The 24,154-nt window shown below is 65.7% G+C and carries 25 protein-coding genes; 7 read left to right on the top strand and 18 right to left on the bottom strand.

What is annotated here, in order from left to right:
* Window positions 1-33: 33 nt before the first annotated feature.
* The 11 genes from atpB to D3260_RS08545 form a co-directional block, all read right to left on the bottom strand.
* A complete protein-coding gene (gene atpB / locus D3260_RS08595; protein WP_120098181.1) occupies window positions 34-897 on the bottom strand; it encodes a F0F1 ATP synthase subunit A in 864 nt (287 codons plus the stop codon).
* Window positions 887-1,273, bottom strand: coding sequence for an ATP synthase subunit I (locus D3260_RS08590; protein ID WP_120098180.1), 387 nt, complete (start codon window positions 1,271-1,273; stop codon window positions 887-889). The genes atpB and D3260_RS08590 overlap by 11 nt, the downstream gene beginning before the upstream one ends.
* Before the next feature lie 216 nt (window positions 1,274-1,489).
* Window positions 1,490-2,353, bottom strand: coding sequence for a ParB/RepB/Spo0J family partition protein (locus D3260_RS08585; RefSeq protein ID WP_120098179.1), 864 nt, complete (start codon window positions 2,351-2,353; stop codon window positions 1,490-1,492).
* A gap of 16 nt (window positions 2,354-2,369) precedes the next feature.
* On the bottom strand, window positions 2,370-3,212 hold the full coding sequence (locus tag D3260_RS08580) for a ParA family protein (RefSeq protein WP_120098178.1): 843 nt from the start codon (window positions 3,210-3,212) through the stop codon (window positions 2,370-2,372).
* A gap of 92 nt (window positions 3,213-3,304) precedes the next feature.
* The gene (gene rsmG, locus D3260_RS08575; RefSeq protein WP_120098177.1) at window positions 3,305-3,979 is read right to left on the bottom strand and encodes a 16S rRNA (guanine(527)-N(7))-methyltransferase RsmG; all 675 of its coding nucleotides are present in this window, start codon (window positions 3,977-3,979) and stop codon (window positions 3,305-3,307) included.
* The gene (locus D3260_RS08570; protein ID WP_120098176.1) at window positions 3,976-5,679 is read right to left on the bottom strand and encodes a glutamine--tRNA ligase/YqeY domain fusion protein; all 1,704 of its coding nucleotides are present in this window, start codon (window positions 5,677-5,679) and stop codon (window positions 3,976-3,978) included. The genes rsmG and D3260_RS08570 overlap by 4 nt, the downstream gene beginning before the upstream one ends.
* A 189-nt stretch (window positions 5,680-5,868) precedes the next feature.
* The gene (locus D3260_RS08565) at window positions 5,869-7,314 is read right to left on the bottom strand and encodes a bifunctional 2-methylcitrate dehydratase/aconitate hydratase (protein ID WP_120098175.1); all 1,446 of its coding nucleotides are present in this window, start codon (window positions 7,312-7,314) and stop codon (window positions 5,869-5,871) included.
* 67 nt (window positions 7,315-7,381) lie between these two features.
* Window positions 7,382-8,920 carry a wax ester/triacylglycerol synthase family O-acyltransferase gene (locus tag D3260_RS08560; protein WP_120098174.1) on the bottom strand — a complete coding sequence of 513 codons (1,539 nt, stop codon included), beginning with the start codon at window positions 8,918-8,920 and terminating at the stop codon, window positions 7,382-7,384.
* Window positions 8,921-9,003: 83 nt separating this feature from the next.
* Entirely contained in the window at window positions 9,004-9,396 is a 393-nt protein-coding gene (locus D3260_RS08555; protein WP_120098173.1) for an MAPEG family protein, read from the bottom strand.
* 63 nt (window positions 9,397-9,459) lie between these two features.
* Complete coding sequence (gene prpC / locus D3260_RS08550) at window positions 9,460-10,602, bottom strand: 2-methylcitrate synthase (protein WP_120098172.1); 1,143 nt, start codon at window positions 10,600-10,602, stop codon at window positions 9,460-9,462.
* A gap of 47 nt (window positions 10,603-10,649) precedes the next feature.
* Entirely contained in the window at window positions 10,650-11,636 is a 987-nt protein-coding gene (locus tag D3260_RS08545) for an acryloyl-CoA reductase (protein WP_120098171.1), read from the bottom strand.
* A gap of 121 nt (window positions 11,637-11,757) precedes the next feature.
* Here D3260_RS08545 and D3260_RS08540 point away from each other — a divergent pair, with 121 nt between their 5' ends.
* Genes D3260_RS08540 through D3260_RS08530 form a run of 3 tightly spaced genes read left to right on the top strand, consistent with a single transcriptional unit; the run spans window position 11,758 to window position 13,738 of the window.
* Entirely contained in the window at window positions 11,758-11,967 is a 210-nt protein-coding gene (locus D3260_RS08540) for a dodecin (RefSeq protein ID WP_120098170.1), read from the top strand.
* A 12-nt stretch (window positions 11,968-11,979) separates the two neighbouring features.
* Window positions 11,980-12,627, top strand: coding sequence for a pyridoxamine 5'-phosphate oxidase (pdxH, locus tag D3260_RS08535; protein WP_120098169.1), 648 nt, complete (start codon window positions 11,980-11,982; stop codon window positions 12,625-12,627).
* A 49-nt stretch (window positions 12,628-12,676) separates the two neighbouring features.
* On the top strand, window positions 12,677-13,738 hold the full coding sequence (locus D3260_RS08530) for a L,D-transpeptidase family protein (protein ID WP_120098168.1): 1,062 nt from the start codon (window positions 12,677-12,679) through the stop codon (window positions 13,736-13,738).
* 118 nt (window positions 13,739-13,856) lie between these two features.
* Here D3260_RS08530 and D3260_RS08525 read toward each other — a convergent pair whose 3' ends face one another.
* Window positions 13,857-14,111: an Lpp/OprI family alanine-zipper lipoprotein gene (locus tag D3260_RS08525; RefSeq protein WP_120098167.1), complete on the bottom strand. Its 255-nt coding sequence runs from the start codon at window positions 14,109-14,111 to the stop codon at window positions 13,857-13,859.
* A gap of 137 nt (window positions 14,112-14,248) precedes the next feature.
* On the opposite strand from D3260_RS08525, the gene D3260_RS08520 reads away from it, so the two are divergent.
* The gene (locus D3260_RS08520; protein WP_120098166.1) at window positions 14,249-15,385 is read left to right on the top strand and encodes an enoyl-CoA hydratase/isomerase family protein; all 1,137 of its coding nucleotides are present in this window, start codon (window positions 14,249-14,251) and stop codon (window positions 15,383-15,385) included.
* Window positions 15,386-15,402: 17 nt separating this feature from the next.
* On the opposite strand, the gene D3260_RS08515 is transcribed toward D3260_RS08520, so the two are convergent.
* Entirely contained in the window at window positions 15,403-16,938 is a 1,536-nt protein-coding gene (locus D3260_RS08515; protein WP_120098165.1) for a YdiU family protein, read from the bottom strand.
* A 60-nt stretch (window positions 16,939-16,998) separates the two neighbouring features.
* On the bottom strand, window positions 16,999-17,379 hold the full coding sequence (locus D3260_RS08510; RefSeq protein WP_233544011.1) for a hypothetical protein: 381 nt from the start codon (window positions 17,377-17,379) through the stop codon (window positions 16,999-17,001).
* An 856-nt stretch (window positions 17,380-18,235) separates the two neighbouring features.
* Here D3260_RS08510 and D3260_RS08505 point away from each other — a divergent pair.
* Entirely contained in the window at window positions 18,236-18,682 is a 447-nt protein-coding gene (locus D3260_RS08505) for an SRPBCC family protein (protein WP_120098163.1), read from the top strand.
* A gap of 421 nt (window positions 18,683-19,103) precedes the next feature.
* Here D3260_RS08505 and mscL read toward each other — a convergent pair whose 3' ends face one another.
* The 3 genes from mscL to D3260_RS08490 all read right to left on the bottom strand — a co-directional run bounded on the left by mscL (window position 19,104) and on the right by D3260_RS08490 (window position 20,940).
* Entirely contained in the window at window positions 19,104-19,529 is a 426-nt protein-coding gene (gene mscL, locus D3260_RS08500) for a large-conductance mechanosensitive channel protein MscL (protein WP_120098162.1), read from the bottom strand.
* Between the two features lie 46 nt (window positions 19,530-19,575).
* The gene (locus tag D3260_RS08495) at window positions 19,576-19,995 is read right to left on the bottom strand and encodes a hypothetical protein (RefSeq protein ID WP_147418144.1); all 420 of its coding nucleotides are present in this window, start codon (window positions 19,993-19,995) and stop codon (window positions 19,576-19,578) included.
* A gap of 189 nt (window positions 19,996-20,184) precedes the next feature.
* Window positions 20,185-20,940, bottom strand: coding sequence for a glutathione S-transferase N-terminal domain-containing protein (locus D3260_RS08490; RefSeq protein ID WP_199671426.1), 756 nt, complete (start codon window positions 20,938-20,940; stop codon window positions 20,185-20,187).
* Between the two features lie 131 nt (window positions 20,941-21,071).
* On the opposite strand from D3260_RS08490, the gene queA reads away from it, so the two are divergent.
* Window positions 21,072-22,097 carry a tRNA preQ1(34) S-adenosylmethionine ribosyltransferase-isomerase QueA gene (gene queA, locus D3260_RS08485; protein WP_120098160.1) on the top strand — a complete coding sequence of 342 codons (1,026 nt, stop codon included), beginning with the start codon at window positions 21,072-21,074 and terminating at the stop codon, window positions 22,095-22,097.
* Between the two features lie 32 nt (window positions 22,098-22,129).
* On the opposite strand, the gene D3260_RS08480 is transcribed toward queA, so the two are convergent.
* Entirely contained in the window at window positions 22,130-22,975 is an 846-nt protein-coding gene (locus D3260_RS08480; protein ID WP_147418143.1) for a DUF1206 domain-containing protein, read from the bottom strand.
* A gap of 246 nt (window positions 22,976-23,221) precedes the next feature.
* Here D3260_RS08480 and D3260_RS08475 point away from each other — a divergent pair, with 246 nt between their 5' ends.
* Window positions 23,222-24,106 (top strand): phosphatase PAP2 family protein, encoded by an 885-nt coding sequence (locus tag D3260_RS08475; RefSeq protein WP_120098158.1) that lies wholly within the window; start codon window positions 23,222-23,224, stop codon window positions 24,104-24,106.
* Window positions 24,107-24,154: the final 48 nt, after the last annotated feature.

The following is a 24,154-nucleotide window of genomic DNA, read 5'->3' as shown; positions in this document are numbered from 1 at the left end:
GCCCGGGGCGATCGGCCCCGGGCCGCATGCATGTCAGTGGTCGTCGGTCTGCGTGGCCATGCCGAGATACACGATGGACAGCACGGCGAAGATGAAGGCCTGCAGGAAGACGATCAGCAGGTGGAACACGCTCCAGATGAAGCCGCCCAGGAAATGCAGCGGCGCCCAGACGGCGACCATGCCGCTCGGCGGAGCCAGCGCGGACAGCGTCAACATGGCCAGCAGCGCAAAGATCAGCTCGCCGGCGAACATGTTGCCGAACAGTCGCAACGCCAGGCTCACCGGCTTGGAGACGTCGTCGATGAACGTGGTCAGGATATTGGCCGGCGCCGCCCACTTGCCGTAGGGGTGAGTCAGGAAACGTTTGGCATAGCCGCCCGGGCCATTGGCCCGGAACTGGTAGTAAACCATGACCACGAACACAACCAGCGCCATCGCGAACGGCGTGTCCAGTGCCGCGGTCGGCACGATGCGGAAGAACACGTGATCGGCGCCGAACAGATGGCCGATACCGCCGAGCACACCGGGGACAAGATCCACCGGAATGATATCGGCCAGGTTCATCAGCGACACCCAAAGGAATATCGCCACCGCCAGCGCGCCGACAAAGTCGTTGCGCTTGTGGAAGACCTGACCGACCTGGTCGCTGACGTATTCGACGCCGGCCTCGACCACGGCCTGCAACGCGCCCGGCTCTTCCGCCGTCAATCGCTTGCGCACGAACAGGCTGAACAGCGCCACGATCGCGGCACAGACCAGCCCGACGATGATCAGATCAAGCGTGAATACGCTGAAATCGACCAACCCGCCTGGCTTGTGGTCGGCTGTACAGCCGGCACACCAGTCGGTGAGGTGATGTGTAATGTATTCAGCCGAACCGCCGCCGCTATTGGCCATCGTATCGTCTTCCCATCAATTCGAGCATGTACCGTCGCATCGGGCCCGCAGCCAGATAATAGGCCAGTTCGGCCACACCGAATCCGATCAGCATCGGGATCGGCACCAGGTTCAGAAAACCGATGCCGACCGCGAAGGCCACACACACCATAATCATGCGTTCACCGGCGCCGATCACGAGCCAGCGCAACGCGGCACCCGACCGTGATACCTGGCTGATACGCCAGGCCAGCATGGACGTCATGATCAGTGCGACGACGCCACCGTAGATCGCGGCCACGGCGGCCTCACTCCCGTAAATCACGCTGACCAGAATCGCCACGCAGACAGCGGCGGTCGACTGCATGATCAGCAATCGAGTCACTACATTTCGCATGGCGAGTTGCCCGCTGAGGCCGCGTACCGGACGCGCGCTCTTCCCTTATGTTCGAGCCGCGAGGCTACCTTGTTTTAGTCGTCTATTTCAACAAATTTCAGCGCCGAAAATGACGATTACGAAGATCGCCGCAGGTCGCCGGTTTTTAGACGCTATGTCGGTGTATGTAACAGCAGAATCGATACGCCGATGAGACCGATTCCATCGCGTCAAGGCTCAGTCGATGCGCCCGACCAGGGCATCGAGCTCTTCTGCCGACTTGTACCGGATGACCACCCGGCCGCCGCCGCGGCGGTCGGGTTCGATCTTCACACCGGCCGAAAGCCGCTCGGAGAGATTGGTCTCCAGCGCGGTGACGCGCGCATCGCGCGCTGCCGGCCGGCGCTGCTGATTCCGGTCGGGGCCTTCCAGCTTGGCCCGCACCAGTGCCTCGGTCTGGCGCACCGTCAGGCCGCGTGCGATCACGCGCTCGGCGACCTCTATCTGCTCATCGCCGGTCAGCGCGAGCAGCGCGCGCGCATGTCCCATTTCCAGCGCCCCGGCGCGCAGGTGCTCGGCCACGGCCGGCACCAGATCGGACAGTCGCAACAGATTGGACACCGCCGCACGTGAACGCCCGACCGCCTCGGCACACTGGGCGTGCGTGAAACCGCATTCATCGATGAGTCGCCGGAGTGCCGCCGAGATCTCCAGCGGATTGAGGTCCTCTCGCTGGATGTTCTCGATCAGCGCGACGGCCATCGCCGCTTCTTCGGCGAATTCCCGCACGACGGCCGGCACGGTGGCCAGACCCGCGATGCGGGCCGCGCGCCAGCGGCGCTCGCCGGCAATGATCTCGTAGTCGTGCTCGGCGTCGTCGACCGCGCGTACGACCAATGGCTGAACCACGCCCTGAGCCCGGATCGACTGGGCGAGCGCTTCGAGCGCATCGGCATCCATGTCCCGGCGCGGCTGATAGCGCCCCGGCGCCAGATCATCGAGCGCGATCTCGGACAGCGAGGCCGACGCGCCGGCCTCCTCGAAGTCGTTGGACAACAGCGATTCGAGACCGCGGCCGAGGCCGCGTTTTTTCTGTGCCATAACAGCCCCTGGAGATTTACGCTTTCTTTCGCCGCCGACCGAACAACGAGGATACCGCGCGCTTCGCCCCTTGCGTGCGACCATCGGCCATCTCGTTGTCGTCGCGGCCCAGAATTTCACCGGCGAGCTGGCGATAGGCGGCCGCCCCGGTCGCCGAACTGTCATAGGCGAGTATCGATTGACCGTGCGAGGGTGCCTCGGCCAGGCGCACGTTACGCGGGATGACGGTGTTGTAGACCGAATCGCCGAAGTAGTTCATGAGCTGCGAGGAAACCTCGCCGGTCAGCCGGTTACGCCCGTCGTACATGGTGCGCAAGACGCCCTCGACCGACAGCTCGCGGTTGATCATCTGGCGCACGCTCTCGATGGTCTCGAGCAGCGCGGAGAGCCCTTCCAGCGCGTAGTACTCGCACTGCATCGGGATGATCACGCCGCGCGCGGCGACCAGCGCGTTGACGGTGAGCATGGACAAGGCCGGCGGGCAATCGATGATGACGTAATCAAAGCTGGCCGAGATGTCGTCGAGTGCCCGCTTGAGCGCGCTCCGGCCGTTCTTCATGTCGCGCAGGCCGACTTCGGCCGCGGTCATGTCGCCGTTGGCGCCGAGCAGATAGAAATCACCTTCGGCGACCACTTCGAGCGCCTCGGCCACCCCCTTCTCGCCCAGCAGGAAGTCGCAGACTGTCGCATCCAGCGCATTCTTGTCGACGCCCACGCCCATCGTGGCATTGCCCTGGGCATCCATGTCCACGAGCAGCACGCGCTGCTCGGCCTCGGCCAGCGCGGCCGCCAGGTTGATTGCGGTCGTCGTCTTTCCGACGCCGCCTTTCTGGTTGGCGATGGCGATGATTTCGCTCATGAAAAATCAGTCCTGACTCGATCCGGCCGCCGCGTGCGATAGCGCGGGCCCGCCGAGTCTAAGTCATCGAAGCGAGACGTCCAGCCGCGCATTCATGATGGATCGCGCGCGACGATGGTGAAACGGCGCTCGGCATCCAGGCCGGGCACGCGAACCCGATGGCTTGCCTCATGCACAAAGCCTGCCGGCAGATCGGCCAGCTCGTCCGCCGGATCCCGACCCTTCATCAAGCCCAGCCGGCCGACCGGCCCGATGAGCTCGCCTGCCAGGGCCAGTGTATCGGCCGCGGTGGCGAATGCACGCGTGACCACCCAATCGAAGGTCGCCGTCGCCTCGGCGGCCTCGACGCGCCCGCCCATGACATCGACGTTGTCGAGAGCCAGCGTGCGCCGCGCCTGTCGTAGAAACGCGACTTTCTTACCGTTCGCCTCGAACAGCGTGACGTGCAGCTCGGGGCGGGCGATCGCCAGCACGAGACCGGGCAGACCGGCGCCGCTGCCGACGTCGGCCACCCGTGGGCCGTCGATGAAATCGACGATCGCCAGACAATCCAGCAGATGACGCGAGACCATGGCCGCCGGCTCGCGCACGGCGGTCAGGTTATGGGTGGCGTTCCAATTGGACAGCACCGCGAGATAATCGAGCAGCCGATCGGCGCCGCCGACCGGCAGCGCGACGCCGAGCGCGGCCACGCCGGCCGCCAGCCGCGCCTCGCAGTCGGCCCGGTCGAAGACCGGCGTGCGCTTGCGACCCCCCACCCGGCTCATTCGCCGCGGGACTCGATCTTCGCCCAGGTATCCCGCAAGGCGACAACACGGTTGAAAACCGGCGCCCCCACCGCGTGATCGTAGCGGTCGGCCACGAAATAACCGGTGCGCTCGAACTGCAGCCGAGTCTCCGGAGCGACTTCGGCGGCCCCCGGCTCGATCCAGCACCCTTTGTGCACGGTCAACGAGAACGGATTCAGACCGTCGAGCAGCTCGGCCTCGCGCGCCGGATTCTCGACCGCGAACAGCCGGTCGTAGACACGGACCAGCGCCTGCTTGCCGTGCGTGGCCGACACCCAGTGGATGACGCCCTTGGGCTTGACGCCGTCGGCCGGGTTGTCGCCCAGCGTGTCCGGATCGTAGGTGCAGTGAACCTCGACGACGCGACCGCTCTCGTCCTTGACCACATCGTGCGCCTCGATGACATAGGCATTGCGCAGGCGCACTTTCTTGCCGAGCACCAGACGCTTGTATTTCTTGTTGGCGGACTCGCGGAAGTCCTCGGCCTCGATGAAGATCTCGCGCGTGAGCGGCAGACGCCGCGTGCCGAGATCATCCCGATTGGGGTGCCCGGCCGCTTCCAGCGTTTCGACGCGGTCTTCGTCCCAGTTGGTGATCACGATCTTGAGCGGGTCGAGAACACACATCGCCCTCGCGGCATGGGTATTCAGATCGTCGCGGATGGCATGTTCGAGCATGGCGGTATCGACCGTGCCGCCACTGCGCGACACGCCGACCATCTCGCAGAACGTCCGGATGGATCCGGGCGTGTAGCCGCGTCGCCGGATACCCGAGATCGTCGGCATGCGCGGATCATCCCAGCCGTCGACGATGTGTTCCTCGACCAGCCGACGCAGCTTGCGCTTGCTGGTGATGGTGTAGTTGAGATTCACGCGGGCGAATTCGTACTGCACCGGCCGTGCCGGCACCGGCAGATGCGCGATCAGCCAGTTGTAGAGCGGTCGATGGTCCTCGAACTCGAGCGTACAGATCGAATGGGTGACCCCCTCGATCGCATCGGACTGGCCGTGGGCGAAGTCATAGGACGGATACACGCACCATTTGTCGCCCGTCTGGTGATGAGCCTTGTTGCGGATGCGATAGATCACCGGGTCGCGCAGATTGATGTTGCCCGCGGCCATGTCGATCTTCGCGCGCAGGCTTGCTGCGCCTTCGGCGTATTCCCCGCGCGCCATGGCCTCGAACAGCGCCCGCGACTCGGCCGGGTCGCGATCCCGATACGGGCTGTCGCGGCCCGGCTCGGTCAGCGTGCCGCGATACTCGCGGATCTGCTCGGGCGAAAGTTCGTCCACGTAGGCCAGCCCGGCATCGATCAGATGCAGTGCGTAACCGTAGAGCGTGTCGAAATAGCTCGAGGTGTAGCGCACCGCGCCGTCCCATTCGAAGCCCAACCACTGGATGTCGGCCTGAATGGAATCGATGTATTCCTGATCCTCGGCATCCGGATTGGTGTCGTCGAAGCGCAGCCGGCAGGCGCCGTCGAAATGCTCGGCCAGCCCGAAGTTCAGGCAGATCGAGGCCGCATGGCCGATATGCAGATAGCCGTTGGGCTCGGGCGGAAACCGGGTGACGACCGCCCCCTGCTGCTCGCCGGAGGCAATCTGCTCGGCGATCAGATTCTTCAGGAAATTGTTGCCGGCATGGGCGGTGCCGGATTCACCGGCGGCATCATGGCTCATAGACTGCTCTTGGCACGAAACATCGACGCAACCGGCAACACGGGCCGCCGGGCGTTCGAGGATAACAAGGCGCGGATTATAACGAGGGCCGGCCAGCGATCCAGTGACCGGACCCACGACGGCGCCACCGCCAAGTCGCCGGCGCGGCCGACGATCGCGGCCGGGCTCGGTCATTGCGTGCCGATGAGCTCACACGACGAACAGATCCAGGAAGTCGGGCACGGACGTCGCTTCGGTGCGGGCCTGATCGGCCACGATATCCTGAATCCGGCCGGCGTTCTTGGGCGCGATCTTCAGCGCCAGATTGGCCGCGAATTTCTTTCGAAGTTCGGGGATGCCCTCGTCACGGCGGCGGCGGTGGCCGATCGGATAGTCCACCGAGACCTTCTCGGTCGCCGAGCCATCGTTGAAAAAGACCTGCACCGCGTTGCCGATGGCGCGCTTGTCGGCCTCGAGATATTCAAGGGTGAAGCGTTCGTTCTCGACGACTTCCATCTTCTCGCGCAGCGTATCGACCCGCGGGTCGGCCGCGATATCGTCCTCGTAGTCGGCGGCAGTCAGGCGGCCGAAGATGAGCGGTACGGCCACCATGTACTGGATGCAGTGATCGCGATCGGCCGGATTGTCCAGCGGCCCGGTCTTGTCGATGATGCGCACGGCCGATTCCTGAGTCTCGATGCGGATGCGTTCGATCTCATCGATGCGCCCGACCACGTCGGCGTGCAACGTGAGCGCGGCCTCGACCGCCGTCTGGGCATGGAATTCCGCCGGGAAACTGATCTTGAACAGCACCTGCTCCATGACGTAGCTGCCGAAATCCTGCCCCAGCGTGATCGCCTCCCCGCGAAACAGCGCATCCTGAAACCCCCAGGTCGGCGCGGTGAGCGCCGAGGGATAGCCGATCTCGCCGCGCAGCACCCGCAGGGCCAGCAGCACGCCGCGCGAGGTCGCATCCCCGGCCGCCCAGGACTTGCGCGGTCCGGTATTGGGCGCATGACGATAAGTCCGGAGCGCGCCGCCGTCGATGAAGGCGTGAGAGACGGCGTTGGTGACCTCGGCCCGCGTACCACCCAGCATGTGCGTGACCACCGCACAGGTCGCGATGCGCACCAGCAGTACGTGGTCGAGCCCGACCCGGTTGAAACTGTTCTCCAGTGCGAGCACGCCCTGGATCTCGTGGGCCTTGACCATGGCCACGAGCACATCGGCCAGCGTCAGCGGCGCCTCGCCGCGGGCAATCCGCGTGCGCGAGACATAGTCGGCCACTGCCAGAATCCCGCCCAGATTATCCGAGGGATGGCCCCATTCCGCGGCCAGCCAGGTGTCGTTGAAATCCAGCCAGCGAATCATGCAGCCGATGTTGAATGCCGCGGTGACCGGATCGAGGCGGTAGGACGTCCCCGGTACACGCGCCCCGTCGGCTATCTCGGCACCCGGCACGACCGGGCCCATGAGCTTGGTGCAGGCCGGATAGGACAGGGCCTGCAAGCCGCAGCCGATGGTATCGATCAAGCAATAGCGCGCGGTCTCCAGTGCCTCGGCGGACTCGATGTCGCCATCACAGACATAGTCGGCGATGCGCCGGATGACTTCGTCGAAATCGACGCGCGCGGCGGAACGGTTATCGGCGGACATTCAAACCCCTGGTGATCGAAGAAAACGCAAGCGCACGAGACACGACAGGCTCGCCCTCGTGCATGAATCAGGTATCGGTGCGACTCTGGCCACGGGAGCGAGCCGGCGTCGTACGTCGTTTGGCTGCCGTCTTTCGGCCGTTGTCCTTGCCCGCCGGCGTGGCGTGCGCCTTGCGCCGGCGAGGCCCGCCGGTGTCGCCTTTGCCGTACAGCGCGCGCAGCTCCTCGACCGCCTCGCCGGCGTAGACCGCGATGTGCTGCAACGACGGCAGGCTGTCGCGACAGCCGATGAAGCCGAAGCCGAGCGTATCGGCATAGCCATGGATCGTGATGTTCAACGCCTGGCCGTGCGTGACCAGCGAGGTCGGGAAGAAGGCTTCCATGCGGGCGCCCTCCACATACAGATCCTCTCGCGGGCCCGGCAGATTCGACACGGTGACGTTGAACACCGGGCGGGTCCGCCCGGCCATGCCCGAGACCAGCGACAGAATATAGGGCGCCATGAGCGCGACGGTGTACTGGGTGATCGCCGCTCCCGAGAGTTTTTCCAGACTGTGCTTTGCCGCCCGCGTCGATTCGGCGATGCGCTTCAGGCGCACCGCGGTATCCCCCTCGGTGGTCGCCAGGTTGGCGATGATGAAAGTGATGGCGTTACCGGCCGCATCCTCTTCCTCGCCGTCGGCCGGCCGCACCGAGACCGGAATGCCGGCCGTCAGATCGCGGTCCGGCAACGCCCCGATCTCGTCGAGATAGCGCCGCAGCGCAGTGCCGCAGACCGTGAGCAGCAGATCGTTGATCGTCACCCCGGCGCTCGCGGCCAGTGCCTTGAACTCCGACAGCGAATAGAGCTGGGTGGCATAGCGGCGCGGCGCATTGATCCGGCCGTTGAGCACCGAGCTCGGGGCCGCGAACGGCAGGCCCATGCCGTTGGTGCCGGAGCGCGCGGTACGCAGCATGTCGCGCAGGATGCGGGCGAAGCCCGATAGCGAAGTGACCTGCTCGGTCGCCTCACCGACCAGCTGTGAAACGGCCCGATAGAGCCCGGGCCGCTGGGCTTCCGGCGACGACCGACGCGACGACTTCTTCGGCGGAATCGCCCAGAACGGCGGCCGATCGTGCTCATCGACGCTGGTCGACAACGCCCGTGCCAGTAGCCGCATGCCGGCCACCCCGTCGATCAGCGAATGGTGCACTTTCAGATAGAGCGCGAACCGATTGCCGGCCAACCCCTCGATGATATGACATTCCCACGGCGGTCGGGTCAGATCGAGTGGATGGCTGTGCAGACGCGAAGTCAGCGCCCCCAGCTCCAGCTCGCCGCCGGGGGCCGGCAACGCGGAATGGCGGAAGTGATACTCGATATCGATTGCATCGAGCAGTTCCCACTCGGGGGCGACATTGCGCCAGCGACCGCCGCGCAGCCGCTGGTTCCAGGGCCGTTCGGCCACCGAATGGCCCCGCCAGGCATCCACGAGACGCTGGCAGAAATCGGCCGGGGCGTCCTCGGGAATCTGAAAGGTCAACAGACCGCCGACCTGCATCGGCGCATTGGGCGTATCGACGTTGAGCCACGCCGTATCCACCAGATTCAGTCGTTTGGTCTGCATCGTCGATCTCCTTGCCGGTGCGACACCCGATTCCTGCCGGGCATCTTTTTCGAGCATACGCCAGGCCGTTCCCGGGCGCCGCTTCAGCCCAGCGCCGCGACGAAGAAAAGCGCGACCGTACACAGCGTCGCGGCAAACCAGAACAGGCTACGCAAGCTCGCCCGATCAGTGATGTAACACACGCCGTAGACGATACGCAGGACGACAAAGGCGATGGCCAGCGTGTTGATCGCTGCCGTGGCACCGCCGGCGATGGCGGCAATGATCACGCCAGCGGCGAACGGCGGGAACGCCTCGAATGAATTGAGCTGGGCCCAGTAGGCCCGCTTCTGTGCCCCGGTCTGTGATTCCAGCCACTCACGCGGGTTGTGATTGGACTGCAGGCCCATCTTGTTGGGCCCGAAGAACTTGGCCACGCCGACGAAGGCGACCGGCATGAAGGCAGCGATGAGCACGCACCAGTAAGCAGCGATCATGAGCGAATACTCCTGTGGTCTGTCATAAAACCGACGTCGCGGGACACGCAACGCCATGCGCGATCACGCGCGGTCGGCCATCGGCACGAACGCCCGTGGCGCGGGGCCGACATAGTCGGCACTCGGTCGGATGAGCCGGTTATCAGCGCGCTGCTCGAAGATATGCGCGCCCCAGCCCGTCAGCCGCGACATCACGAAGATCGGCGTGAAGAGCTCGGTCGGAATGCCCAGAAAACGATAGGCCGTGGCGTGATAGAAGTCGGCGTTGGGGAACATGCCCTTCTCGTCGAGCATGACCTGCTCGAGCCGCTCGGAGATCGCATAGAGATTGCGCCGCGCGGCATCGCCGCCGGCCAGACGATCCGACCAGGCCTTGATGATCGCGTTCCGCGGGTCGGCCTTCTTGTAGACACGATGGCCAAAGCCCATGACCTTTTCCTTGTTCGCGAGCATGTCTTTCAGGCCGGCCTCGGCCGCATCCGGATCGGCGAACGAATCGATCAGTGCCATCGCCTTCTCGTTCGCGCCGCCGTGCAACGGGCCACGCAGCGCGCCGATGGCCCCGGCCACGGCAGAGTAGAAATCCGACAATGTGGCGGTGACCACGCGCGCGGTGAACGTCGAGGCATTGAACTCGTGCTCGGCATAGAGAGTCAGCGACGTGGCCATGCAGGCCACGGCATCATCACCGGGTTTCTGCCGATGCAGCAGGTGCAGGAAATGCCCGCCCACAGTGGCATCGTCGGTCTCGACGTCGATGCGCTCGCCGCTATGGGCATAGTGATACCAGTACAGCAGTATCGACGGGAAAACCGCGAGCAGGCGATCGGCGACATCGTGCTGCTCGGTTTGTGGATGGTTTTCCTGCTCGAGCGTGCCGAGCACCGAGACACCGGTGCGCATCACATCCATCGGATGCGTATCGGCCGGCAGGACCTCCAGGGCGGTGCGAAGCGCCTGCGGCAGCCCGCGGCGCGCGATCAACCGGGCCTGAAAGGCGGCCAGCTCGTCGGCCGTGGGCAGATGGCCGTAAAGCAGCAGATGCGCCACCTCCTCGAAGGAGGCCTGTCCGGCGAGATCCTGGATGAGATAGCCGCGATAGGTCAGGCCGACACCCTGCTTGCCGACTGTACAGATCGCGGTCTGGCCGGCCGTCACACCGGCCAGGCCGGCCGTGTTGGGGGGCTGATTGGTCTTCCCGCTCATTGAAACACTCCTCCTGTCCAAACCGTTTTTGTTGAATGCGGGCCCGCTCAGCGCCGGATAGCGACGACCGTGCGCCCGGTGTGCTCGCCCGCGATGATGGCGTCGCAGACATCGGCAACCTCATCGAGCCCGACGGTCTCATGGGCGATATCGGCCAGATGGGCGGGCTTGAGCGGGCCAGCCAGATCGCGCCAGATCGCCTCGCGCCAGGCAACCGGACATTCCACGGAATTGATGCCGAGCAACGAGACACCGCGCAGGATGAACGGCAGCACGGTGGCCTCCAGTTTCGGGCTCGCAGCCAGGCCGATGGCGGCGACGTTGCCGAACTGACGGATATGCGCCAGCACCGCTGCGAGCGTTTCGCCGCCCAGCGCATCGATCGCCCCGCCGAACCGCTCGCCGGCCAGCGGCTTGCCGCCGGTGTCCAGGTTGTCCGGCGCGATGACATCGACGGCGCCGAGCGTGCGCAGCTGCGGCGTGAGCGCTTCGACGCGGCGTGTGACCGCCACCGGCTCGAAACCGGCCTGGGCCAGCATCTCGATCGCGAACATGCCCACCCCGCCGCCGGCACCGGTCACCAGCATCGGGCCGTGCTCGGGCGACTGGAAATTGTCGCGCAGACGCTTGATCGCCATGGCCGCAGTGAAGCCGGCAGTCCCGAGCGCCATGGCTTCCCACAGACTCAGCCCGTCTGGCAATGGCGTGACACAATCGCCCGGCACGCGTACGTATTCAGCCAGCCCGCCGTCGCGCGTCTCGGACAGAAGCCAGCCGGTCACCGACACCGGATCACCCGCGGAAAACCGCGCATCCTCGCTGTGCTCGACCACACCCGCGACGTCGATACCGGCATTGAGCGGCCGCTGGCGCGCGATCTTGCCGGCGCCGGTGACAGCCATCGCGTCCTTGTAATTGAGCGACGAGTAATGTGCGGCGATCACCACATCGCCCGCGGTGAGTGCCGACAGCGCGACCTCCGTCAGGCGTGCACGCGGGCCGGCATCGGTGTCTTCGATTCTCAGTGCTCGCACCCTGGCTCCCGGTTTCCGAAAACATGAATTTTTATCATAAAGAGGCGCCGATACAATGCTTGAGCGCTTATCGGCCCGGGCGTAGTCTTTCAAGCATCAACTCGTGACCAGGAAAAACGCAATGAGCGATAACGTCTACAAATCCGTGGAATTGACCGGCTCGTCGGAAACCAGCCAGGAAGACGCCGTTCGCAAGGCCATCAAGGAAGCCTCCAAGAGTATCCATCACATGCGCTGGTTCCAGGTGACCGGCGTGCGTGGCCACATCGAGGACAACGAGATCGCGCACTGGCAGGTCACGGTCAAGATCGGCTTCACGCTGGAAGACTAGGCCGACCCGCTCATGAGCGACCAACCGAGTACTTGGCAGGGCGAGCTCGATCGCGCGGATCTGGTCGAGACAGCGGTGCCCGCCGATCCGCTTGCCCTGTTCGCGAGCTGGTACGACGCCGCCCAGCAGTGCGGCCTGCGCGAGCCCACGGCCATGACGCTGGCCACGGTCGATCCCGATGGCGCGCCGTCTGCGCGTATCGTGTTGCTCAAGGGCTACGATGCCGAGGGTTTTCGTTTCTATACGAACTACGAAAGCCGCAAGGGTCGCGCCCTGGCTGTTCATCCACAGGCCGCTCTGGTGTTCTGGTGGGAACCGCTCGAACGCCAGGTCCGCGTCAACGGATCGGTCGAGAAACTGTCGCCCGAAGCCTCCGATGCCTACTTTGCACGACGCTCGCACGGCAGTCGGCTCGGCGCCCACGCATCGCGACAGAGCGAGGTCATCGACGGCCGTGCCGCGCTCGAGCATCGGCTGGCCGATGCCCAGGCCCGCCATGCCGACACCGAGATATCCCGGCCAGCCCACTGGGGCGGCTATGTCCTGCGCCCCGAGGCGATCGAGTTCTGGCAGGCACGGCGCTCGCGCCTGCATGATCGACTGCGTTATCGACGGGACACGGCCGACAACGGCTGGACCCTCGAACGTCTTTCCCCTTGATGAGGCAGGGTACGCTGCCCTGTAAAGCGCACCCGTCACCGGAGACACCATGACTGTTCTGCCTGCGGCCCTGCGACGAGTCGGCGTATTGACCGCCCTGTGCCTCGCACTCGGCATCGCCCAGAGCGCGTATGCCGAGATGTACGACATGCCGCCCGAGGGCTCCGATGTCGTGGGCAAGCTCCAGCATATCCATACCAAGGCGTCGGATACGTTCGTGGCGCTGGCGCGCCGATACGACGTCGGCTATCGCGAACTGCGGCTGGCCAACCCCAACGTCGATCCGTGGCTGCCCGGCGACGGCACACCGCTGGTCGTGCCAACGCGATACGTGCTGCCCGATGCGCCGCGCAAGGGCGTGGTGATCAATCTTCCGGAGATGCGGCTGTATTTCTACCCGCCGGCAAACAGCGAGTACGCCGGCAAGGTATTCACGTTCCCGATCGGCATCGGTCGCGAAGGCTGGTCGACGCCGCTAGGCGAGACCAAGATCTCGCAGAAGATCCCCAACCCGACCTGGACACCGCCGGCCTCCATCAAGGCCGAACACGCCAAGAACGGCGATCCGTTGCCGGATGTCGTGGCCGCCGGGCCCGACAATCCGCTCGGCCAGTACGCGCTGCGCCTGGCCCTGCCTTCTTATCTGATCCACGGCACCAACAAGCCCGCCGGGATCGGCATGAAGGTCTCCCACGGCTGTATCCGGCTGTTTCCCGACGACATCAAGAAGCTGTTCTCGATGGCCAGCGTCGGTATGCCCGTGGATATCGTCAGCCAACCCTACAAGATCGGCTGGGACAGCGACCATCTGGTCATGGAGGCCCATCCGCCGGATGCCGACGGCGATGCACCGGTCAAGTCCTACACGCCCTGGGTTCAGGAGCTGATCGCGGCCACCGAAGACCGGCCGAAGACACCGGTCGACTGGCACGTGGCCGAGTCCGTCGCACGACAGGCCGACGGTATTCCGGAGCCGATCGGCGGACCGGATGCGGCGGTGCGAGACGCGCACCCCGCCGCCGATGATCCGGCAGCGGATACGTCGAACAGCGAGTCCGACGAGGGCAGCGATGCCCAGACCGGCAACGCGGATCCCTACGCCCAGGGGTGAGACCGACCAAGGTGCCGCGACTCGGCGGATGCCGATGGCGCGCCCATAAAAAAGCCCTGTCCGTCGGGACAGGGCTCTTCAATCGTCGGCGAGCGCGTGCCCGCCGCAAGCGATGTTCTTACTTCTGCTGCGAAGTCTGGAACATGCGCTCGATACGCTGCGAGTTGGCCTGCGCCATCGACTTCGCTTCGTTGGCGGTCTGCAGCGCCTGGTTGGCGGTCTGCTGTGCTTCGTTGGCCGTCGACTGAGCCGACTCGGCCTTGCGCATGGCCTGGTCGATCTGCGACTGCATCGGGCCATTTTGGCTGGCACAGCCGGCGGCGGCCACCACGATACCGGCAGCGAACGCCGTCTTGAAAACCGTCTTGATCATGATCGCAACTCCTGAGTTATTGCTTTGCGTCGATCGGTAACCCCCGATCGCAGGCACTGAATTTAGCACAGCTTCGAATTTTTGTTGATAGCGTCGACGACGAACGGCAAGTCACTTTCAAAACAATGAGGTAGGCGATGGCAGCTGCGGAAATCCATGAAAATGAAGTTGCGCTGAACAATGGCGGTCGCCTGGGCCATCTGACACTAGATCATCCCGCCGCACTCAACGCCACCTCACTGGACATGATCGAGGCTCTGCGCGATGCCCTGACACGCTGGGAACGGGACCCGGACGTACAAGCCGTGCTGATCGATGCAGTCGGCGACAAGGCCTTCTGTGCCGGCGGGGATATCGTCAATCTCCACCGCGCGATCACCGGCGAGATCGCGGCCGATTATCCGGCTCGTTTCTTCACCGAGGAATACCGGCTCTGTCATGACCTGCATCGCATGCGCACCCCCTGCATCGCCTGGGGCCACGGCATCGTCATGGGCGGCGGCTGCGGGCTGTTCTCCGGCGCCTCGCATCGCGTGGTCACCGAGACCACCCGGCTGGCCATGCCCGAAATCAAGATCGGGTTGTTCCCGGACTGTGCCGCCACGTGGTTCTTCAACCGGCTGCCGTCTTATCTGGGTTACTTCGTGGCCCTGACCGGGGCGAGCCTGAACGCTGCCGACTGCCTGTTCGCCGGGCTGGCCGAGCACGCCATTGCACACGCCGAAAAGGCCGCCGTGCTGGAAGCGCTCGTCACCGCCGACTGGCAGGGCGAGGCTCATGCCACGGTTACAGAAGCACTGGTCGCCGCCGACAAGCGGGCCCCGGGCGCGGTTCTGGGAGACTCGCGTCTGTTGCAACACGCCGCGGTCATTCGGGCCGCCACCGCGGGCGGCGATATCGCGGCCATCGTCGAACGGCTGACGGCTCTGGCCGGGGTCGACGACGCGTGGCTGGCCGAATGCGGGAACAACCTGGTCCAGGGCTGCCCCGTCACCGCCCATCTGATCGATCGACAGCTACGCGACGGGCGCTATCTGTCCCTGCGCGAAGCGGTCCAGCGCGAACTTGCGATGGCGCTGGCCTGCTGTGCCCACGTGGATTTCCCGGAAGGCGTTCGGGCTCTGCTCGTCGACAAGGACAAAACGCCGCAATGGCGCTTCCCGAGCGTCGCGGATGTGCCGGCCGCCTATGTCGATGCCCATTTCCAGGCGGCGTGGACCGGCGCCCATCCCCTGGCGAATCTGGCCGACACACCGACGGTGCGGCCGAATTGAGCCGCGCCGATGACGCTTCAGGCCGAGCAGGACAGCACCAGGCCCCGGGCCCAATCCGGCGGCAGGCGGGCGTAGTCGGCGTTTTCCGGCTGCTCGTCGAAGGGCCGACGCAATACGTCGTGCAGCCGCTCGAGCGCGCTGTAATCGCCGGCCTGTGCCTGCTCGATCGCCTGCTGGGCAAGATAGTTGCGCAGGATATACTTCGGATTCACGCCTTTCATGCGCGCCGCTCGGGCCGCGTCATCGGCGTTCGTATCGCCCAGTCGAGTGCGCCATTCGGCCAGCCAGCCGCGTGCCGCCTCGCGGTCGACGAACTCGTCGACGAACGCGGCCTCGTGGCCGCCCGATGCGCCGGAGACCGCACACAATCCGCGGAAGACGCGTGTGAAATCGGCTCCGTCCGTGGCCATGCACTGCAGCAATGACTCGATCAGCGCGCGATCCGTGTCCTTTGCATCGGTGAGCCCGAGCTTGGCGCGCATGCGGGCAAGCCAGGCCGCATCGAAGGTTTCTCGATAGGCATCGAGCAGCGATTGCCCGATGGCCACGGCCTCTTCCGGATCGTCGTCCAGAAGCGGCAGCACGGCCTGGACGAACCGCCCCAGATTCCAGAGCCCCACCTGGGGTTGCTGGCGATAGGTATAGCGACCGCCGGCATCGGTATGGTTGCAGATCCATTCGGGATTGAAGCGGTCCAAGAAACCGAACGGCCCATAGTCCAGCGTCTGGCCCAGGATCGACATATTGTCGGTGTTGAGCACGCCATGACAGAACCCCACGGCCTGCCAGTCGGCGACCAGCGTGGCCGTGCATTCAACGACATGGGCGACCCAGTGGCGATAACGGGTCGCCGGATCGGTGATCGCGGCGATTTCCGGATGATGCGTGCTGATCACCGCATCGGCCAGCGGAGCGAGCGCATCGAAACGACGGTCGTAGAACAGCATCTCGAAACTGCCGAATCGCACATGGCTCGGGGCCACGCGCGTCAGGATGGCCGCCGTCTCGGCGGTTTCCCGATAGATCGGCATATCGCTACCCACGATCGACAGCGCCCGCGTGGTCGGGATCCGCAGCGCGGCCAGCGCTTCGCTGGCCAGAAACTCGCGGATGGTCGAACGGAGCACGGCGCGCCCATCGGCAAAACGCGAATATGGCGTCGCGCCGGCGCCCTTGAGCTGGATGTCGTAGACCTGCCCGCTTTCGGTTTCGATATCGCCCAGCGTGATCGCACGGCCGTCGCCGAGCTGACCGGCCCAGAGGCCGAATTGATGGCCGCCGTAGCGATGCGAGACCGGAGCCGCGGCCGCCGGCAAAGCGTTGCCGGACAGGACCGTCGCATAACCGGCGGTCTGCATCGCTTCGGCATCCAGACCGAGCAGCGCCGCCACGTCGGCATTGAAAATCACCGGATACGGATCGGCGATGGGTGTGGGCCGTTGTGGCGTGTAGTACGGCGTGCCGAGCTCGGCCGCACGATTACGCCAATCCAGCGCGTCGAGCGGCGAGGCCAGCGTGTAGGGCTCGGCCGGCGGCGTTGTCGTATCACTCATGCGATGAACATGGCGACGAGCACCGCACCGGACAACCGCCGGCCGCGCTTGCGCTCGGGTTCAGTCGTCGCTGTCCGATTGCCCCGGCCCGGACTGACAGTAAACGGCATCCGGATCACCGCTGCCGTCCCGGATATGCACGAGATGCGCATCGGGCTGCTGGCGACACTTCGCCTGGGCGTCACGCAGGCGCGCGCGCTGAACGGCCTGGCTGTGTTCATAGTTCGCGCGCGCATCGCGCAGCTGGGACAGATCCCGCGTGAGCGGCTGATCGGCGCCCTTGGCCGCATTCGGATCATATGGCGCCCGCGTGGCATTGAAGGCATCGACGGGATCGTCGTACGGGCCGGGATGTTGCGGTGGCGGCGGCTCGTTGACACAGCCGGCCAGCACGGCGACGACGAGACCGGCGAACGCCAGGCGGATAACGCTTCGTGACATGAGATAGGACACGGTTTTCTCCCAGAAACGTGCAGCCTGGCGCACACCGATGTGCCGGCAGAACCGCACTGGCCGCCGCCGGCCGGGCGGGCTCGACGCAGGCTGATGCATCGAGTCTAGGAGTCTGCGCCGTAGAAATAAATGTCGCGCGCGATTCCTTTCTCGCGTCACACCGTTCGCTGATTGGCCGCACCCCAAGGCCTGTTGAGGTTTCGTTCGAGCGCCTTTTCGTCGAGAGACCGCCGTGTGTCCGGCAAGGCGCGAGTCGCCGTATCGTGGCGTGCCACGATCCAGGCGCGCAACGCCGCCGGGCGGGATTTGTGGCCCAACCCTTCGGGACAAGTGCCCCAAAATCAAAAACACGACGGCAATCCAGCGTGCTAGAACGCTGGCGCAGAATGACACGCTATGCGTGCTATGCCTCGTCTTGCCGCCCATCGTCAATTTCAGGGCGCACTTGGCGCGGACTCGCACGACACATCAACAGGCCCTAGGTGTCGCGAACAGGCGCGGATTTTCCGAACCGACCGAGGATCGCGCACACGTCTGGTTGCTACGGCCGAGATGACTGCGGCATATCGGCCGTTCGTGCGAGCCCACTGGCGGCCTTGCCCCGAACGATCTGCTCACGCCCGTATTCGGTATTGTTCACCGGGCTCGACAGCCGCCACCCCGTGGTTTGCCGAGCACGCATCGCGCCTGGCAGCGACATGTCGGGCGGACAACATGGGGACGTGCAATACCGTGCATCGACCGTGGCTTATCGCGGGCAGCGCCCCTGTCATTGCCCTCGGATATTGCCAAGCCGCCGGCCGGCACATAAGGTGCGCGTCTTTGGAACGCGCAGGCACTTGTCATGCAGACGATTCATGTCAGCCGCGACTTCGATACCGATGCGGCCACTATCTTCGATGTCATTGCCGATCATGAAGGCTATGCCAGCCTACCCGGCGTGCGGGCCGCCTGGCTGCGCGTTCCCGGCGAAAACGAGCGCGGCGGCATTGGCGCCGAGCGCGTGATCAAACTACCGGCGATGCAGCTGGTCGAGCAGATCGTCGAGTACCAGCCCGGCGAATCGCTGGGTTATCGCATCATCGAATCGCCGCTGCCGATCCATCACCTCGGCGCCCGCATCCTGTTACAGCCGCTGGGCACCAGTGGCCTGCGCACGCGCGTCCACTGGACCTCCCGCCTGCGCGGCACGACACCGATCGCCGCAGACTTCGCGGCACTGGCAGTCGCCAAGCAGATGCAGCTTGCCTATCGCGGGGCCCTGGAAGTCTGGGCGCGCCGCCTCGGCTGAGAGGAGCCGCACGGGCGAACCGGCACGGCGTGCCCTCGTCCGAGCGGATGACGGCCTCCGCGGGCCGGCCATCGCATATCGCGGATAAGCGGCGCGCCTAGGGCCTGTTGAGGTTTCGTGCGAGTCCGCGCCAAGCGCGCTCTGAAATTGACGATGGGCGGCAAGACGAGGCGTCGTGCGCGCCGTGCAGCCATTCCGCACCCGCGGGCGACAACGCTGGATCGCCGTCGTGTTCTCGATTTTGGGGCGCTTGTCCCTTCGGGTTGGGCCGCCCCCCATGAAAAATCGACGATGGACGCCCGGCGGCGTTGCGAGCCTTGATCGTGGCACGCCACGATACGGCGACTCGCGCCTTGCCGGACACACGGCGGTCTCTCGACGAAAAGGCGCTCGCACGAAACCTCAACACGCCCTAAGACGTCTAGTCGTCCTTGGGCTGCGTTGCGCGATCACGCAGTGCATCCCGGATCTCGGTCAACAGCACTTCCTCGCGCGTGGGCGCTGGCGCCACGGTCGGCTGGACGGCTTCCCGGCGCTTGAGCTGGTTGATCAGGCGCACGGCGACGAAGATCGCAAACGCCACGATCAGGAAATTGATCACGGTCTGGATGAACGCGCCGTAGTTGAGCGTCACCGCCGCCACATCGCCATGGGCGTGGCGCAGCGTGATCTTGAGGGCCGAGAAATCCACACCACCGATCAGAAGCCCCAGCGGGGGCGTGATCAGATCGTTGACCAGTGAGGTCACGATCTTGCCGAACGCGCCGCCGACGACCACGCCGACGGCCAGATCGATGACATTGCCGCGCACGGCGAAGGCCTTGAATTCGTCGATGAACCGGCTCACGAGACGTCAGTGCTGCGGGATGATCGTTCCAGCTTAATCGATCCTGTCAGTTCCAGCCGACCGGATCGTAGCCACGGCTGCGCAGACAACGATTCACGTAGGCCTTGTAGGCCGGCGCCGGGCCGGAATCGTGGCCGGCGAACAGACCGCGTACGAGTCCGGCCGCCACCCCGCCGGCCGCACCGGCGGCCGCGCCGCGCGCGGCATTGCCGTAGATCGCCCCGGCGACCGCGCCCCCGGCGCCGCCGACGGCGCCATCCTTGACCGCGCCACGCGCCGTCGCGCCGACCCGCCCCTTCGAGTAATCCAGACCGGCCGCCCGGGCCTGGTTCTGGCACGCCTCAACGGCAGCTTCGCCGCCGGGCGGATGGGCATCGTTCGGCGCATAGAGCACGGGCTTCTGGGCCGCGCAGCCGCCGAGCAGCGCCAGCGTGGCGGCCCCGGCCATCATTGTCGATCGTTTCATGTCGTGATCTCCCTAGGGCGTGTTGATGTTTCGTTCGAGGGCCTTTTCGTCGAGAGACCGCCGTGTGTCGGGCAAGGCGCGAGTCGCCGTATCGTGGCGTGCCACGATCAAGGCTCGCAACGCCGCCGGGCGCCCATCGTCAATTTCAGGGCGCGCTTGGCGCGGACTCGCACGAAACCTCAACACGCCCTAGCCGTAGGTGCGGCGCAGATAGGCTTCGATATCGGCCGATTCATGGAGCGCGGTCTGCGTGTTGGCATCGACCAGATACGGCACCTGAACGCGCCCCGCCTCGTCCATCAGGTGCTGACGATTGCGCCCCTCGACGGGCGCGTTCGGGAACAGTTTCTCCCGCACCCACGGCGGGCCCATGTCGGCGAGCCCGATCTTGCCGGTGTTGCGCAGCACGTAAGGCACCTCCAGTTCGCACAAGACTTCACGCACGCGGCGACAGTACGGACTGGATTCGAAACTGTAGAGCTCGGGCAACTCACGGGGGCAGGCCCGATCGACGCCTGTATCGGCATGCATGCCGGCCATGCCGCGCACGACGCTGGCCAGGGCCGAACCGATCTCGCCGACCCGTCCGGGCGGTGATTTCTCGCGCGCCTGCCCCTGGCCGTAGGTCTGGCGCAGATGCGCAATGATCTCGCGCGACTCGTAGATGACGCGATTGACGTTGTCATCGACGAGCAACGGAAACTGCTGTCGTCCGCCGACAGCCTCGGCCTGCGGGCGAAACCGCGTACCGCCGCGCGGGCACGGCAGGATCACCGCGTCCAGGTCGAGCTCGGTGAGCGTCTCGCGCACCATGCGACAGAACGGGCAGGCCTCGAATTCGTAGAGTTGCAGCATGAGCGGCGGCCCATCGGTGCGACGGGCCGCCATCGTGCCGCGCCAGCCGGCCAGCGTGCTGGCAGCGATCGATGTGACGATATGACGCATGCGTAAGCGGCCCCATCGCGCTTGATCAATACGCCAAGTCTAACCACAGGTGCCACGGTTTCGCCTGAACCGGCTTGCCGGCACGCGACGGGACGGCCAGAATCGCGACGCGTTCACACCGCTGCCACCCCATGGACAAGCGCGATTTCGATTATGACCTGCCCGAGGCCCGTATTGCCCAGGCGCCGCTGGCCGAGCGTCAGGCCTCGCGCCTGCTGACCCTGGATCGCGATGACGGCGCGCTGGCCGATCGGCGGATCACCGACCTGGTCGACCTGCTCGGCCCGAACGATCTCCTGGTCTTCAACGACACGCGCGTGCTGGCGGCCCGGCTTCACGGCGCCAAGGCCACCGGCGGCGCGGTGGAAGTCATGCTCGAACGCATTCTGGATTCACAGCTGCTCACGGCCAAGATCCGGGCCAACAAGCCCCCGCGACCCGACAGCGAGATCCGGATCGGCGACTATCGCCTTCAGGTCACCGCACGAACGGGTGAGCTCTACACACTGCGGCTGGTCGCATCGGCCGACTCGGTCGCCGATCTACTGGGCGATCACGGCCACATGCCGCTGCCGCCCTACATCCGCCGCCCGGATGCCGATGACGATCGGGCACGCTACCAGACGGTCTGGGCACGCCACGACGGTGCGGTCGCCGCGCCCACCGCCGGCCTGCATTTCGATACCGAACTGCTGGACCGGCTGGCCGCGCGGGGCGTGCGCTTCGGTTATGTGACGCTCCATGTCGGGTCCGGCACCTACCAGCGCCTGCGCGAGGGCGACGTGCACGATCAGACGCTGCACGCCGAGCGCGTGTTCGTCGATACCACGGTCTGCGAACAGATCGCGGCAACCCGCGCCGCCGGCGGTCGCGTGATCGCCGTCGGCACCACGGCCGTACGGAGCCTGGAAACCGCCGCGCGTGCCGGCGATGGCACGCCGGTGCCCTACGCCGACGAGACCCAGCTGTTCATCAAGCCGGGCGATGCGTTTCACGTCGTCGATGCCGTGCTTACCAATTTTCACGAACCCCAGTCCAGCCTGCTGATGCTGGTGGCCGCCTTCGCCGGGCATCGGGCCGTGCTCGCCGCCTATGCCCATGCCGTGGCCGCCGAATACCGGTTCTTGAGCTATGGCGATGCGATGTTCATCGCCTGAGGCCGATTCACGCCGGCCGAGCCCGCTCGGGCTCAACGCGGGGCGCGATACGGGGTTGGATCGACCCGCCGGACAAACGCCTCGATCAGCGAGTAGACACCGAACAACATGACGCCGACCGCCCAGGCCGCGAGCAGCCAGCGCCCGTAGCTGGCCCCGCGCACCCAGTCCAGCAGCTCGGCGACGCCGAGCGCGTCCTGCGGCTGGAGCGTGATCCCCGAATAGACAATGAAGCCGCCCACACCGAGAAACAGCAGGCCTCGCGCGCACAGTCCGATCCGGCTCACCGGATCGATCCAGCGCATCGCGGCCGGCGACGCCGAGAACCAGCGACGAAAGCCGGCACACCACGCCTTGTGGATGTGGGCGATGCCAGCGATCAGCCCGATGAGACCGCCCAGCACGACCATCTCACGTCCGGCCGGCCAATCCAGCGTGGCCGCGACAGCATGCTGGACCGGTTGCGAGGTCCGATGCGCCGTCGCCGCGACCAGCTTCAGGCTCGCCCATGCCAGCGAGCCGTAGACGGCCGCGCTGGCCAGCAGCGCCCCCCGCACAATCAAAGCGCGCAGCCCCCAGCCGTGGCCGTCGGTGTCGAAACCGCCCTGGACGAGACGCCAGAGCGCATAGGCTGCCAGACCGGCAGCCGCGCCCAGCAGCAGCACGCCCCCGCCGGTCATTTGGTGCATGACACCAAGCGTGCCGCGCACGTCATGCACATCGGACAGCGTCACGGCCGTGCGCATCGCCAGCGCGCCGAACATCAGATAGACCACACCCCGCGCGCCATAGCCGATACGGGCAACCCAGCGCACCGTCGCATGGGCGATCCCGGCCCCTGGCAGGGCCGGCGTGCGTGGCCACGATGCCCGCCTCAACAACGCGCGCTGACCGGACTGATATCGCGATCACGGGATACCGATCGGGCCCGACCACGATACCCTGATCGCGCGACCTTTAGGCCGGGCGATACGACGAGCGGATCGGCGGGCAGAAAATCATGCATGGCGTGACGTCCGGGTATGGCCCGACGATTGGAGACGCGGCTTTATGCCGGCATGTTAACAGGGCCCGATCGCCCAGGCGCTATACTGAAGGGCTGTCCCGAGTCACCAGCCGCCGACATGCCCGACCCCTTGTCCTTCTGGCTCATTATTCTGGTGATTGCCGGCATCCTGCTGGTTGCCCGGCTCATCGCAGGGCTGCTCCGGACGATGATTCTGCGTGGCTTGCCACCCTTGATCGCGCGGCTGCAGGGCTGGATGCGCCGCGTCTATGGCGTGCCCCATGTCATCGAGCTGCTGCGCCTGCGTGCCCCGGGGCCGACACAATGGGTCAGCCAGCGCTTCGCCACCGATCGCTTCACCGGACTGCCGCTGACGCTTTTCGTGCTACTCGCGGCCTATCTGGTCTCACTCGGCAGCGATCTGGCGGAGCATGTCATCGAGCATGAAGAGATCATGCATCTCGACGAGCACATCAACCGCGCGCTGTCGGTCGTTCGCGATCCGCATATCCTGGCGGTGGTCGGCAAGATCACGCATCTGGCCGATGTCGTCACGCTGGTGGCCGTCACCGTGGTGGCCAGCGCGTTTCTCTGGGCCGATCGCCGAATGCATTTCCTGCCCGGTCTCTGGCTGGCGGTGATCGGCTCGCAGACGATCACTTATATCGGCAAGTATGCGATCGACCGGGCCCGTCCGGAATTCCTGACCTTCGCCAGCGCCGCCACGCCGTCGTTTCCCAGCGGGCATGCGACCGGCGCCATGGCAGTCTACGGTTTCATCGCCTACGCGATCCTGCGCGAGATCGACCGGCCCGCCGTGCGCTTCGAACTGGCGTTCTGGGCCGGCGCGTTGATCGCCACCATCGCCGCCAGCCGTCTGGTCCTCTCGGTCCATTTCGCAAGCGACGTGGCCGCCGGGCTGATCGTCGGCGGTTTCTGGCTGCTCGCGGCCTTCGCGCTCACCGAATACTGGCGCGAGATCGTCCACCGACGCCACGCTTGAGAGTCCGCCCGAACGTCGCGCATCGTTCGATGCCGGCCGGCGAAGCCG

It is taken from the genome of Salinisphaera sp. Q1T1-3, from assembly GCF_003602005.1.
Lineage (GTDB): Bacteria > Pseudomonadota > Gammaproteobacteria > Nevskiales > Salinisphaeraceae > Salinisphaera.
This window is presented reverse-complemented; position numbering and strand designations above follow the sequence as displayed.